Genomic DNA, 13352 nt, shown 5'->3' on the forward strand with positions numbered 1-13352 from the left:
AAGAACGCCAATGGAAACTCTGATAGATGGCAAAGAGATCTGGAAGGAAAAATTTGTAGCCTGAATTTGACCTGACAGACACCCTCTGAAAAATCGGTGACTGTCAGATCAGGTCTGAACTACTACACCTTAGTCCCTGACAAAAACTTCAACACAGTCGATTTTGGATGTTTCGCTTTCCCTTCGGGACCTCCAGAGGGGCACAGACTCTACGTCAGCGTTTCTTGACTCTGAGCCCCCCCTGGCAAGCAGAGTACCAGAGGGCTTGTTTACACCTTCCCTTGAAACAATAGAACAGAAACTCCTATTATCAACCATGAATAAAACCTGATAGCTGAAATAGCTCATAGGTAATACTGAATTCAGAATTGTATTGTGCCCCTAATTCCTCCCCATTTTCCCTAACTTTTTTTCCATTTTGTCTTGAACAGCATCATTTAGCTTCTCAACCCGCTTCTCATTCTTTTCCTGAATTTTCTTTATACCTTCTGGGGTGTCATCCATGAAATCATCATCAGTCACTTGCCAAACATCTTTTCCAAAATTGGAACACACAATAGGTGCCAGACTATTGTATTTTTTAGCAAAAAATGAATATCCATAAAACTCAGGGCCTTTCTGGGTTCCTTCAAAAACATCCTCAAAAATCCATAGATTAAAGTCCGTGCCATAGGCCTTAACCATCCTTCCTTTCACCGTTTGTACCCGTCGTAAGAATGGACTCACGTACTCTTGCTCGCTCTCACTAAACTGACTTTGATCATCATCCTCACAGTGATGGCTCTTGCAGAGATGTTTAGTCACCTCTCTGGTAATTTCCTGTATATAACTTAAAGCAGTCACCATCTCCTCTGAGTTTCCGGATGGGTACGCCATTTCTTCACTGAGTGACCGGGAGTTAGCTGAAAAAACAACGGGCACATGAATAACATCAGAGCTGTCAACTATTTCACCATCCGGGTTACGATCCAGAATAACCACCTTGAGCATTAGCCTGTTTCCTGAACCTGTGACCAGAAAAACCCTTAACGCTTTCCCGTCAAGGCGCTTCATCAGCTGTTCCAGAGAGGCAAGCCATTGATCCTCCTTCGTCCCGGAGCCATAACCCAGCAGAGGTGTACCTGAGCTAAATGCCCAACGGCTTCCTGAAGTCTTCAACGATTCTTCAGGTGGGGCCAGGTCCCAATAAGGATGCCTTTCAGACATCAAAATCAATTGCTCTCTCTTGGGAAGAAAATACAAGTCATCAACATCATAAAAAAGTACGTTAGCCAGGCTACTCCTTTCAGATTGATATTCCTGAAGGTTTCCTTCACTGGCTTTTTCAGAAGCCTCATTTTCTTCCATATCCATATCCATATCCATATCCATATCCATATCCATATCCATATCCATATCCATATCCATATCCATATCCATATCCATATCCAGATCATCCTCTGATTTCTTTGAGCTGGATGACAGTGGTAATTGTTTGCTGCTATCGAAACCCGCTATATCCTTATGCATGTCGGTCAAAGCTGATCCCGTCTCAGTGAGCCACTTTACAGTACTTTCCGGACTAATCTCCTTAACACTGGATAATATTTCTCCGACGTTGGAATATAACGAACGAACCCCTTCTTTTCCAAACTGATATAGCCCCTGGAGACGGCTTTTACTGGCCTTGGGAATAACCAGCTCAACGGAGGCAACCTTCCCTATTCGATGCTCTTCATCATCAATTGGATAGTGGTCCTCATTCAGGGCGGCAGCCCATAAAGCCCTGGATGAATAATAATCCCAGATCTCATAGACACCGTTCCAGGCACTCCACATATCAGAAACATCTGAAGGCCTCATGAATTTATAATAGTAATACGCAGTCAACGAAGCGGCCTCGGGAATAGACGAGATATAACCTCTACCCCCCCCCGAAAAAAAGCCATATCCCATGGCCATCGCCCCATTCCCATAATTGGTTCTGAAACCACCCACTGCACCTTTTGAGGCAAAATAAATAGTATATACCTGCATATCAAGAAACCGGTTCCAGACAAATGTTTTCAGCGCATACCATGATGCTGAATCAAACTCCGCCTCTGGAGGTACAGACACGCACTTAGGAACAGTGCCTTGGGCTTTTACAGGCACAGCCATTGGAAAAATGAGAATAAAAAACAAAGTTAAAGTTAGTACTTTCGTATATCTCATGGGAAACCCTTTCACATAATGGATCTATCCATGCCTTAGATACCTGAAATTCAATAAGTTCAAGACAGCATCAGTCCAAATAAAGAACGATCATCCCAAAAAGAAACGGTAACTCCCCCTGCAAAAGGGACACAATAGCACCATAGGCCAACCCACAAATAGAGACACCACTGCCAATTACCCCTTTACCTTCCAGCAGGGGGAAGGGTTATCCTTCGGATATTGTTATTCAGGAGCCCAGGCAATGGCCTCATATTCATACCATGGTTCTTATTCCCGAGAGGCTTATCCGGGAGGACAGCCATGAGCCAGCAAACAGTCATGAGCCAACAACAGACTGAGATAAAACTCACCGGAGTCAAGTGTGCTGGCTGTGTCAGCAAAATTGAAAAAGCACTTCTTTCCGTTCCCGGCACCCACGGGGCCAGTGTTAACTTCCCGGAAAGAACCGCCCTCGCCACAGGCACGGCAACCGGTGATGAACTGGTAGCAGCCATTGAGGCCGCCGGGTTTGGAGCAGAAATTCTGCCTCCGAAAGGGAGCACACAGGTCTATGCCATTGGCAATATGAACTGTGCCTCCTGTGTCAGCAAGATTGAGAAAGCACTCCTTGCGACGACCCCTTCCCTGCAGGTGTCGGTGAATCTTTCCGAAAAAACGGTCACCGTCGAGGGCGCTTTTGATCCATCAACGGTTCTCAATACCCTTGAGAAAGCCGGGTACCCGGGCACCCTGATAGACCAGGAACAGCACCACCGGGAACAGCAGGAAGCCGAAGACCGTCAACGCTATGGATTCCTGATCCGGCATACCCTCATCGCTCTGGGACTGGGCATACCTCTGATGGTCTGGGGCATGGTCACTGGGGAGATGGGAGTCAACAACCTCCAGCAGCAAATAGGCTGGGGTCTGGTGGGGCTGCTGACCTTATTGGTTCTGGTGATTTCCGGCCGGCACTTTTTTACCGGAATGTGGCAGGCCCTCAAACATCATAACGCCAATATGGATACCCTGGTCGCCACCGGTACCGGAGTAGCATGGTTCTATTCCATGCTGGTGGTACTCTTTCCCCAGTGGCTGCCGGAAAGCGCCCGGCACGTCTATTTTGAGGCCTCAGCCATGATCATAGGCCTGATCAACCTGGGTCATGCCCTGGAACTTCGTGCCCGGGGGAAAACCAGTCAGGCAGTGAAACGACTGCTGGGCCTCCAGGCCCGAACGGCTCGCGTGGTTCGCGATGGCAGGGAGCTGGATGTTCCCATAGAAGGGGTTCTCAGGGGAGATATTCTCAGGGTTCGCCCCGGTGAGAAAATCCCCGTGGACGGTACGGTTCTGGAAGGCACCAGTTATGTGGATGAATCCATGCTCACCGGTGAGCCCATTCCCGTCGAGAAGAAACCGGACGACAAGGTCACTGCAGGCACTCTGAACAAAAACGGCAGTCTGCTGTTCAGGGCTGAAAAAGTCGGCAGTGAAACCGCCCTGGCCCAGATTATCGCCCTGGTGAAACAGGCCCAGAATTCGAAAATGCCCATTGCCCGTCTGGCAGACCGGATTTCCGGCGTATTTGTACCCGCAGTCATGATCATTGCGGTCATCGCCGCCATGGTCTGGTTCAACTTTGGCCCCGACCCAAGGGCCGCCCATATGCTGGTGGTAGCCACCACTGTGTTGATCATTGCCTGCCCCTGCGCACTGGGTCTGGCAACCCCGATGTCCGTCATGGTCGGCATTGGTAAAGCGGCAGAAATGGGTATGCTGGTTCGTAAAGGCGATGCTTTGCAACAGGCCAGCAAACTAACGACAGTGGTTTTGGATAAAACCGGCACTCTGACCCTGGGAAGGCCTGAAGTTACTGATCTCTTACCCTCATCCGACCTTAGTCAGGATCAGTTGTTGATGCTTGCCGGCAGCCTGGAGCAAGGTTCGGAGCATCCCCTGGCCGAAGCCATTGTTCACAGGGCCCGGCAACAGTCACTGGACCTGGAGCCAGTCAGCGGATTCAGCGCCATCCCCGGCCAGGGTGTGCAGGGAACCGTTGACGGACAAAACCTGTTCCTGGGGAACCAGAAGCTGATGGCCTGGCAGGGAATCGACACCGGCGAGCTGTCCGTTAAGGCACAGGAACTGGCAGAACAGGGGAAAACCCCGATGTTTCTGGCTTTTGACCAGAAACTGGCTGGCTTGATTGCCGTTGCCGACCCAATTCGTGAAGACTCCCCGGCGGCGATCAGACGACTTCATAGCCTGGGTATAAAGGTGGTGATGCTGACCGGTGATAATGAAAGAACCGCCCGTGCCATTGCCAGTCAGGCAGGCATTGATGCTTTTTATGCGGAAGTGCTGCCCGCCGACAAGGCCAGGCAGGTGGAGAGCTTCCAGAAACAGGGCGAAATCGTGGGCATGGCCGGTGATGGTATTAACGATGCTCCCGCCCTGGCTCAAGCGGACGCCGGGTTTGCTATTGGTACTGGCACCGATGTGGCCATCGAATCTGCAGACATCACCCTGATGAGGGCTTCCCTGCACGGGCTGGCGGATGCCGTGGAACTGTCCCGGGCCACCATGAGCAATATCCGTCAGAACCTGTTTGGCGCCTTTATTTACAACACCCTGGGTATTCCCATTGCCGCAGGTGCACTGTACCCATTAACCGGCATGCTGCTGAACCCGGTGATTGCCGGTGCCGCCATGGCACTCTCCTCAGTCACCGTGGTCTCTAACGCCAACCGCCTCAGGCTGTTCAAACCTTCCTTTATCAAAACAAATGCCCATAGCGAATGAAAAGGTGAACAATAATGGATATTCTGGTCAACCTGACGGGGCTTTTTCTGATCGCTGCCATTATCGGTTGGTTCTGGCTCTGGCCTGGAAAATAACAGCGGCCTGTCACCCATCGGATTTGCGATCAACCGGCAACTTCAACGTCACCTCCAGCCCCCCTTCCGGATGGTTCCGGAGGTGGAGGCTGCCACCATGAATCCTGGCCAGGTGGCGAGCGGTCACCAGGCCCAGACCATTGCCATCCGGGTTGCAGTCACAACCGTGTTGCAGCCTCAGGTACGGCTTGAACACTTTTTCTTCCATTCCCTCGGGAATGCCCGGGCCACTGTCCCGGATCACTACCTCAATCTCTCCAGCCGTCTTTGAAATATAAACATTCGCCGGAGCACCGTAATAAATGGCATTATCCAGCAGATTCTGCAGGCAGCGCTTCAACGCCAACGGCTTGCCGGTGATATCAAACCGTCCCTTATTATGAAGCCAGGCCCGCTGACCCACGGACTGAGCCGCCAGAGTCATCTCGTTAAGCAGCCTGCCCAGGTCAATGACCTCCGGGTTCTCATGAATATCGGTGTCGCTGACCGTCTGCAGTGCACTTTTCACCATAATCTCCAGATGCTCAAGGTCATCAATAAACGGCTGGCGTTCCTGTTCCTCATCCAGTAACTCAGCCCGAAGCCTCAAGCGGGTAATGGGTGTTTTCAGATCATGGGATATCCCTGAGAAGAGCTGTTTACGGTCATTGATATAGTGGCGGATATTGGTCTGCATCTGGTTAAATGCCCGGGCGGTCCGCTCATATTCAAGACAGCCCCGCTCCGAAATGGAAACAGGCTCCAAGTCACAGCCAAACTCTTTTGCCGCCCTGGAAAGGGCCTCAAAGGGGCGGGCCATAATGTGAATGGCCAGAGTGGAGAGCGCCAACAGGATTAACATCCAGACAAACCAGGAGGTGGTCAGGGCGAAGGATGGATCCTCTTCCGACAGGATGGAGGAGTCCGGCATCAAGGTGGCCAGATAGAGCCACTGACCATTATCAAGCCCTACCTGGATCACCAGCACGGGCAGCTCCAGAGGCTCCACCATCAGGATTTCCTTGCCCCACTTGCCGGGAAGATCCTTGAGAAACGTATTGTTGTTCATCACCTTCAGGGACCCGGGGCGGGAAAATCCTACATAAACGGAACGAGGCATATGTTCCGTGCTGTCCAGTACTTTCTGGAACACTCCCAGAACTGTGTTATGGGCAGCCGTCATTTGAAAAGGGGCCAGCAGGATTCTTTCTTCATTGAGGGTAACGTAATATCGGACACCGCCCATGTATTTCATTTTGTTGATAACAATCTGACGGTAATTTTCAGACAGAGTCACGAAATACATAATCGTAGCCGACACACGGGTGGCCACGCTGGTGGATACCTTGGTCAGCGCTTCCTCCCGGTCATTTTTCATCTGGTTTTCCCAGAGGTAGGTCACCACCAGCTGGGAGGTCAGCACCAGAGTGAACATGACCAGCAGAAAGCGTCCTGCCAAGGTGCCCGGCAGGTAGCCACGGAAGCGTTCAGCAGCCTTGCAAACACATTGCAGCAATGATCTATGCATTTTATTCAAAGTGGCCTGCAAGTGGCTGCCTGTGAGAATCTCCCTGATCCGAAAAATGCACTTCAGTGGCCATCAGATACCCGGAACCCCGAACCGTTTTGATGATCTCCGGCGAGCGGGCATCCTCGCCAAGACACTGTCTGAGCCGACTGACATGCACGTCAATAAACCGGTCCAGAGGGGCTGAACTGCGTCTGCGTGTAGCCACTGCAATGTTTTCACGACTCAGGATTTGACCGGCATTATTAATAAACAGCATCAGCAGTTTGTAATCCGCTCCTGACAGGGCTACTGACTCCCCTTCCACGGTCATCAGCGAGCGGGTTGTGGTATCCAGGCAACGGCCATTAAAGTGACAGTATCGGGCAGCCTGGGCAACATCACTCCCGCCTTCACTTCGCCGGAAAATCGCCTTGATTCGGGCCAGCAGTTCTCTGGGGTTAAAGGGTTTGGCCAGGTAATCATCAGCACCGATCTCCAGCCCGATAATACGATCCATCTCATCGGATACCGCCGTCAACATGATCACCGGCACTTTTGAAAAAGTCCTCAACTCCCGGCAGACATCAAACCCATCCATCCCTGGCATCATGATATCCAGAACCACGAGTGACTGCTCACACACCTCCACCGGTTGGGAGCGAAATAGCTCAAGAAAGGTTTCGCCATCCCCCGCTGTTTCCACTTCATACCCATGTTTGTGAAGATAGTGGGTGATCAGCTCCCTGATCGCATCATCATCATCCACCACAAAAATTCGCTGCGTACCCGTCATCCGGCCCCCTTTTTTTCTCATTTCCAAGCTGCCATTATCCCTGCCCGTTTCCTGAAAAATATTGATTTCAGGCAATAGGAACGTTGGCCAAGTGTTCAAAATATCAACAACAGGGGATGCCTGTAGCGAGACATATACGATGCAAGACTTTGTTACATTACGTTGATTTGTCTTACCCAAGGTGGGCTCGTTACCTGTTAGCATCCGGTCACAACCAATCAGATAACAACACAAAGCCACAAGGCAGGCGACGATATGGAACAGGAAAAAACAGTTTTCCTGCCCAGTGAAAATGCCCCGTGAACAACCGGGTCGCCCACTGAAACGGCTTTAACCCAAAGTGCTCGGCATAGTCCAGAGCACGCTTCATCACAAGAGCGTATTCCAGGAGAAAGGTCAGTATGAAAAAAGTAATGGCATTGGCAACACTGGCAGCAGGCATGATGATGGGGGCATCCGCCTACGCCAAAACCACGGTCGGAGTGACTGTCTACAAATACGACGATAACTTCATGTCCCTGGTTCGCAAGGCCATGGAATCTGAAGCCGGGAAGGACAAAGACGTCCGGTTGTTAATGAATGATTCCCAGAACGACCAGTCCAAGCAGAATGACCAGGTGGATGTCATGCTCGCCAAGGGCGTGGACGCACTGGCGATAAACCTGGTGGATCCCGCTGCCGCACCGGTCATTATCAAGAAAGCCAAAATGGACGGTGTACCAGTTGTGTTTTACAACAAAGAACCCAGCGCGGCCGCCATGGCCAGTTACCAGGATGCTTATTTCGTGGGCACAGACTCCAAAGAATCCGGTATTATCCAGGGCAAACTGATTGCCAAACACTGGGAGAACAACCCAACCTGGGATCTGAACAAAGACGGTGTTATTCAATACGCCCTGCTCAAGGGTGAGCCGGGTCACCCCGATGCCGAAGCCCGTACTTCCTATGTGATTTCCACCCTGAACGATATGGGTTACAAAACCGAACAACTTCATATGGATACCGCCATGTGGGACACCGCCATGGCCAAAGACAAAATGGATGCCTGGGTGTCCGGCCCCAATGCCGATAAAATTGAAGTGGTGATTGCCAATAACGACGCCATGGCCATGGGGGCCATTGAATCCCTCAAAGCCGCTGATAAAACCCGCATTCCGGTGTTTGGTGTCGATGCCCTGAGTGAAGCCATTGCACTGATTAAAGATGGCTTAATGCAGGGAACGGTATTGAATGACGCCAATAACCAGGCAAAGGCGGTCTTTGAGCTGGCACGCAACCTGGCCAATAAAAAAGACCCGGGGGCGGACACCAGCTGGGATATCCAGAACCACGTGGTTCGCGTGCCCTATGTAGGCATTGATAAAGACGACCTGTAACGCCTCTTCCTTTTTACATCAGACAAAGTAATCGGCAGGCACTTTTTCTTTTCTTAAAGAAGCTTTGCCCGCCGGTTGCCTTCTGCCCCTGGAACCGCCATAGCCGTCTGATCACTATGGCTATCAACAAAGCGAAAAGCCTGTTAAGCGGCAACCTGATTGCAAGGCCATTGCTATGAAGAGTTGGACACAATGGACATGAGCAACGATTCTCAGTGGCTTCTGGAAATGACCGGCATCAGCAAAACATTTCCCGGAGTCAAAGCCCTGGACAGGGTGAATTTAAAAATACGTCCTCACTCCGTTCATGCCCTGATGGGTGAAAACGGGGCGGGTAAATCAACACTGCTTAAATGCCTGTTTGGTATTTATCAAAAAGACGAAGGCTCGATTCTCTTTCAGGGCAAACCTGTTGATTTCCATTCATCCCGGGAAGCCCTGGATCAGGGTGTATCCATGGTACACCAGGAACTCAACCAGATTCTGCAATCCAGTGTCATGGACAATGTCTGGTTGGGGCGCTACCCCAAAAAGAACGGGCTGGTTGACCACAAAAAAATGCTGGAAGACACCCGGCATATTTTTAAAGAACTGGACATCAATGTTGATCCCAGAGAAAAGCTGTTCAACCTGTCTGTTTCAGAGCGGCAGATGGTTGAAATCGCCAAAGCGTTTTCTTACAACGCCCGGATCGTCATCATGGACGAACCCACCTCTTCGTTATCGGAAAAAGAGGTTAAGCACTTATTCTCCATTATCCGTAAATTAAAAGACCGTGGCTGTGGGATTGTGTATATCTCCCATAAAATGGAAGAGATCTTTGAAATCTGCGATGACATCACCATTCTCCGGGATGGACAGTGGGTGACCACCCGCTCCCTGGAAGGTCTGGATATGGACCAGATCATCAGCCTGATGGTGGGTCGGGAGCTCACCAACCGTTTTCCAGAGAGAACCCACACCCCCAAGGAAGTGATTCTCGAGGTGGAAGGGCTCACCGCAAAAAACCAGCCTTCTATTGAAGATGTCAGCTTTACCCTGCGCAAAGGGGAAGTATTAGGGATTGCCGGTCTGGTAGGAGCCCGACGCACAGATATTGTGGAAACCCTGTTTGGCATCCGGGAAAAAAGTGCGGGTACCATCAAGCTGCACGGTAAAGAAATTCCAAACAAAAATGCCTACCAGGCGATCCAGAACGGGTTCTCTCTGGTCACAGAAGAGCGCCGGGCAACCGGTATTTATTCGACCCTGGACATTACCTTCAACTCCCTGATTGCCAACATTGAGAACTATAAGCAAAGAACCGGTCTGTTAAGCAGCCAGTCCATGGGGGATGAAACCCAGTGGGTGATTGATTCAATGCACGTGAAAACCCCCACCCATAAAACCCGTATAGGATCACTGTCCGGAGGTAACCAGCAAAAAGTGGTCATTGGTCGCTGGCTGCTGACCCAGCCGGAAATCCTGATGATGGATGAACCTACACGGGGTATTGATGTGGGTGCCAAGTTTGAAATTTACCAGCTGATTCTTGATCTGGCGAAAAAAGACAAGGGGGTCATTATGGTGTCCTCCGAAATGCCTGAGCTTCTGGGTGTCACAGACCGCATTCTGGTGATGAGCAATGGCCGGGTCGCCGGCATCGTGAACACCCGGGACACCACCCAGAACGAAATTCTTGAGCTGGCAGCACGTTTTCTCTGAAAAAAGTTATTCATTAAGGAGTCTCTTCCATGGGGGCGACAAATACCTTCGACCCGGCCAATGGCGGGCAGGGCAAAACATTCAACGCCATGCGCTTTATCAAAGAGGGTGGCATTTATGCGGTGCTGCTCATTCTGCTGGCCGTGATTATTATCCAGGAGCCCTCTTTCGTCAGCCTTCGCAACCTCAGTAATATTCTTACGCAGTCGTCTGTTCGGATTATTATTGCTCTGGGAGTTGCCAGCCTGATCGTGACTCAGGGTACCGATCTCTCGGCAGGACGTCAGGTAGGACTCGCCGCTGTGATTTCAGCGACTCTGCTGCAGGCCCTGGAAAACGTAAACAAAGTTTTCCCGGAAATGGGGCCACTGCCTATTCCTGCTGTCATCCTGATTGTCTGTGGCATCGGCGCCATCATAGGCCTTGTCAATGGCTTTGTGGTGGCATACCTGAAAGTAACCCCTTTTATCGCCACTCTGGGCACCATGATTATCATCTATGGCGTCAACTCTCTGTATTATGACTATGTGGGTGCCTCGCCGGTGGCCGGTTTTGCGGAACAGTTTTCCGAATTCGCCCAGGGCTTTATCCGAATAGGAGGGTTAAGGCTCTCCTATATCACCTTCTACGCGGTGATTGCCATTGCCTTCAGCTGGGTACTGTGGAATAAGACCGTGTTTGGCAAAAACATTTTTGCCATCGGCGGCAACCCGGAAGCGGCCAAGGTATCCGGAGTCAACGTCCCCCTGACCCTGCTGAAAGTCTACGCTCTCTCTGGCATTTTCTACGCCTTTGCCGGCATGCTGGAAGCCGGTCGTATTGGCTCCGCTACCAATAACCTCGGCTTCATGTATGAGCTGGACGCCATTGCGGCCTGCGTAGTGGGTGGCGTCTCCTTTGCCGGAGGGGTTGGCAGCATAATGGGAGTGGTGACCGGGGTATTGATTTTCACCGTCATTAATTATGGCATGACCTACATTGGCATCAGCCCTTACTGGCAGTTTATTATCAAGGGCGCCATCATCATCTTTGCCGTTGCCCTGGATTCCCTGAAATACGCCGATAAAAAATAATCCAGTCACCCAACCGCAAACCAGCATGCATTCATCCACCTTGAGGTAACCCGTTAGAGAGCGGATGGATGCATGAATTGCGTTCAGAGAGTAAACTGCCCATAGAAACGTGACAGAAGCGTCACAGGACTATACGGATCACAACAGTGAACATCTCTCAAGCCTCCAGGGCAACCGGTCTTACCCCGAAAACCATCCGATACTACGAAAGCCGCCAACTCATTACCCCAGCCAACCGGCAGGTCAATGGCTATCGTGACTACACAGAAGCGCACTTACGTGAGCTGTCGTTTGTAAGTCATGCCCGTGAGTTAGGATTCACTCTCGACGAATGCTTTGAGCTCATCAGCCTTTATAAGGACAAAGACAGGAAAAGCGCGGATGTCAAAGCACTGGCCACCCGGAAAATGGACGATATCGAAAACCGAATCAAACAGCTTCAAACCATACACCAGAGCCTGAAAGCCATGACCCAATGCTGCCAGGGAGACAACCGGCCGGACTGTCCGATCTTAGAAAGACTGTCCGGCGACTACTGATGTTTTACATCAATACACAGTGCGACTCATTGCCTTTAGCGGGGCTACGTTAGCATGATCTGTTCAATGAAAATACCAATAGTTCTGTAGAACTTTAAATGTGCAAACATACCCTTCTTTTAAAGGAGACTTCATTTAACAGGTATATTTTATTTTCCAATGATAGTACCTACACCAGCATTAATAACAATGGTTGATGCCAGGTTTGTTGTTAAAGATGCTCCTGTAGCAACGACCATATTTCCTCCTGTAGCTGATGAGAATGCAGCTAAGGCCCGTGTACTAGCATTAGCAGAGTTGATCACTTTCAGTAAAGCTTGTGTTTGTTTCACTTGAGCGGATGCACGAATTGCAATACGAACACCATTATTTCGATAAAAGCTATTTATAGCCCTGGTCTGAGTAATACGATGGTTATTTCCGTAAACTCGATGCATAGAAAGTCGTAGCTTATTATAATCCCTAAGATGCTGTGAGTTACTATAACTTGCCCTGACTCTATAACTATTACTTCTACTATTAAGTCTTCTCAAATAGCGAACCCATTTATTGACCCGAACAGCACGATTATCAATTTCAGGAAACCTAACCTTACTATCAGATTCGAACCTTTTAACAACATCTCTAAAATTCTTGGCCCCATCCATATAAACAGGATTATTAAATTGTTCTTTGGATGCTATTGGCATCTTGTTAAGATCATAATGAAAGCCAGGATTATAGGAAAGCAACTTACCTGACAAATCAATAATAACAAAATCCAAAACGCTGGTTCCTAAAAAGTCATTCAGCAAATTAAATCGATGATGTGTTACAGGATAAGGGTTAACAAACTCATCTTGAAAGCGATCTAAAAATTCAGAAGCCAGGCTATCAACTGGAAAAACACGTTGTTCAAAAAGATATTCATTTATACCCTCCTGAACAATCAACCACTTATTCGCTAGATCACTTGAAAAAGATTCATCAAACCATAAACCTTCTCCATCATGCAAACCATTCATAACATGTTGATGCAAAATTAACTCATACATTATTCTTGCCTTAGCATCTGAAACAACGACCTGTGACATGTGCGCAGGGCTATATGGTGGACCCCATTGTCTAGACCACAAGATCCACTTTTTAAGTTATGTTCCGACTGTTGTTGAAGTCCTCAGCCAAAGTGTATTGCCTGAGGTGTTTTATAGTTCAGTGATTGATGTAGCCTTTCAGTATTGTAGAACTGGAAGTATTTTTCCAGCCCTTGGTACAGCTCGGCTACCGTTCTGAATTCGTTTAAATAGAGCCACTCATATTTCACAGA

The 13352-nt window shown here is 49.6% G+C and carries 10 protein-coding genes; 5 read left to right on the forward strand and 5 right to left on the reverse strand.

All coding sequences use genetic code 11. The annotated features are described in order from the left end of the window. Positions 1–381: 381 nt before the first annotated feature. Positions 382–2193: a hypothetical protein gene (locus ACNRUY_RS23390; RefSeq protein WP_488114081.1), complete on the reverse strand. Its 1812-nt coding sequence runs from the start codon at positions 2191–2193 to the stop codon at positions 382–384. 303 nt (positions 2194–2496) lie between these two features. Here ACNRUY_RS23390 and ACNRUY_RS23395 point away from each other — a divergent pair, with 303 nt between their 5' ends. After that, positions 2497–4977: a heavy metal translocating P-type ATPase gene (locus tag ACNRUY_RS23395; RefSeq protein ID WP_488114082.1), complete on the forward strand. Its 2481-nt coding sequence runs from the start codon at positions 2497–2499 to the stop codon at positions 4975–4977. Between the two features lie 105 nt (positions 4978–5082). Here the strand turns inward: ACNRUY_RS23395 and ACNRUY_RS23400 are convergent, their stop codons facing one another. Both ACNRUY_RS23400 and ACNRUY_RS23405 read right to left on the reverse strand, forming a co-directional pair. Then, on the reverse strand, positions 5083–6579 hold the full coding sequence (locus ACNRUY_RS23400; protein WP_488114083.1) for an ATP-binding protein: 1497 nt from the start codon (positions 6577–6579) through the stop codon (positions 5083–5085). A 1-nt stretch (position 6580) separates the two neighbouring features. Beyond that, a complete protein-coding gene (locus tag ACNRUY_RS23405; RefSeq protein WP_488114084.1) occupies positions 6581–7354 on the reverse strand; it encodes a response regulator transcription factor in 774 nt (257 codons plus the stop codon). A gap of 401 nt (positions 7355–7755) precedes the next feature. Between ACNRUY_RS23405 and mglB the strand changes: the two genes are divergently transcribed. The 4 genes from mglB to cueR all read left to right on the forward strand — a co-directional run bounded on the left by mglB (position 7756) and on the right by cueR (position 12046). Beyond that, positions 7756–8730, forward strand: coding sequence for a galactose/glucose ABC transporter substrate-binding protein MglB (gene mglB, locus ACNRUY_RS23410; RefSeq protein WP_488114085.1), 975 nt, complete (start codon positions 7756–7758; stop codon positions 8728–8730). Between the two features lie 198 nt (positions 8731–8928). After that, positions 8929–10434, forward strand: a complete 1506-nt coding sequence (gene mglA, locus ACNRUY_RS23415) for a galactose/methyl galactoside ABC transporter ATP-binding protein MglA (protein ID WP_488114086.1) — start codon at positions 8929–8931, stop codon at positions 10432–10434. 29 nt (positions 10435–10463) lie between these two features. After that, positions 10464–11507 carry a galactose/methyl galactoside ABC transporter permease MglC gene (gene mglC, locus ACNRUY_RS23420; RefSeq protein ID WP_488114087.1) on the forward strand — a complete coding sequence of 348 codons (1044 nt, stop codon included), beginning with the start codon at positions 10464–10466 and terminating at the stop codon, positions 11505–11507. 146 nt (positions 11508–11653) lie between these two features. Next, on the forward strand, positions 11654–12046 hold the full coding sequence (gene cueR / locus ACNRUY_RS23425) for a Cu(I)-responsive transcriptional regulator (protein ID WP_488114088.1): 393 nt from the start codon (positions 11654–11656) through the stop codon (positions 12044–12046). A 149-nt stretch (positions 12047–12195) separates the two neighbouring features. Here cueR and ACNRUY_RS23430 read toward each other — a convergent pair whose 3' ends face one another. Beyond that, positions 12196–13080, reverse strand: coding sequence for a hypothetical protein (locus ACNRUY_RS23430; RefSeq protein ID WP_488114089.1), 885 nt, complete (start codon positions 13078–13080; stop codon positions 12196–12198). 122 nt (positions 13081–13202) lie between these two features. Next, complete coding sequence (locus tag ACNRUY_RS23435; RefSeq protein ID WP_488110674.1) at positions 13203–13349, reverse strand: integrase core domain-containing protein; 147 nt, start codon at positions 13347–13349, stop codon at positions 13203–13205. Between the last annotated feature and the right edge of the window lie 3 nt (positions 13350–13352).

The organism is Endozoicomonas sp. Z74, assembly GCF_057680865.1.

Coding starts and splice junctions, on each gene's coding strand:
- ACNRUY_RS23400 (WP_488114083.1), bottom strand. CDS start 6,579: ATGCATAGATCATTGCTGCAATGTGTTTGCAAGGCTGCTGAACGCTTC.
- mglC (WP_488114087.1), top strand. CDS start 10,464: ATGGGGGCGACAAATACCTTCGACCCGGCCAATGGCGGGCAGGGCAAA.
- ACNRUY_RS23430 (WP_488114089.1), bottom strand. CDS start 13,080: ATGTATGAGTTAATTTTGCATCAACATGTTATGAATGGTTTGCATGAT.
- ACNRUY_RS23390 (WP_488114081.1), bottom strand. CDS start 2,193: ATGAGATATACGAAAGTACTAACTTTAACTTTGTTTTTTATTCTCATT.
- ACNRUY_RS23405 (WP_488114084.1), bottom strand. CDS start 7,354: ATGACGGGTACGCAGCGAATTTTTGTGGTGGATGATGATGATGCGATC.
- mglA (WP_488114086.1), top strand. CDS start 8,929: ATGAGCAACGATTCTCAGTGGCTTCTGGAAATGACCGGCATCAGCAAA.
- ACNRUY_RS23395 (WP_488114082.1), top strand. CDS start 2,497: ATGAGCCAGCAAACAGTCATGAGCCAACAACAGACTGAGATAAAACTC.
- mglB (WP_488114085.1), top strand. CDS start 7,756: ATGAAAAAAGTAATGGCATTGGCAACACTGGCAGCAGGCATGATGATG.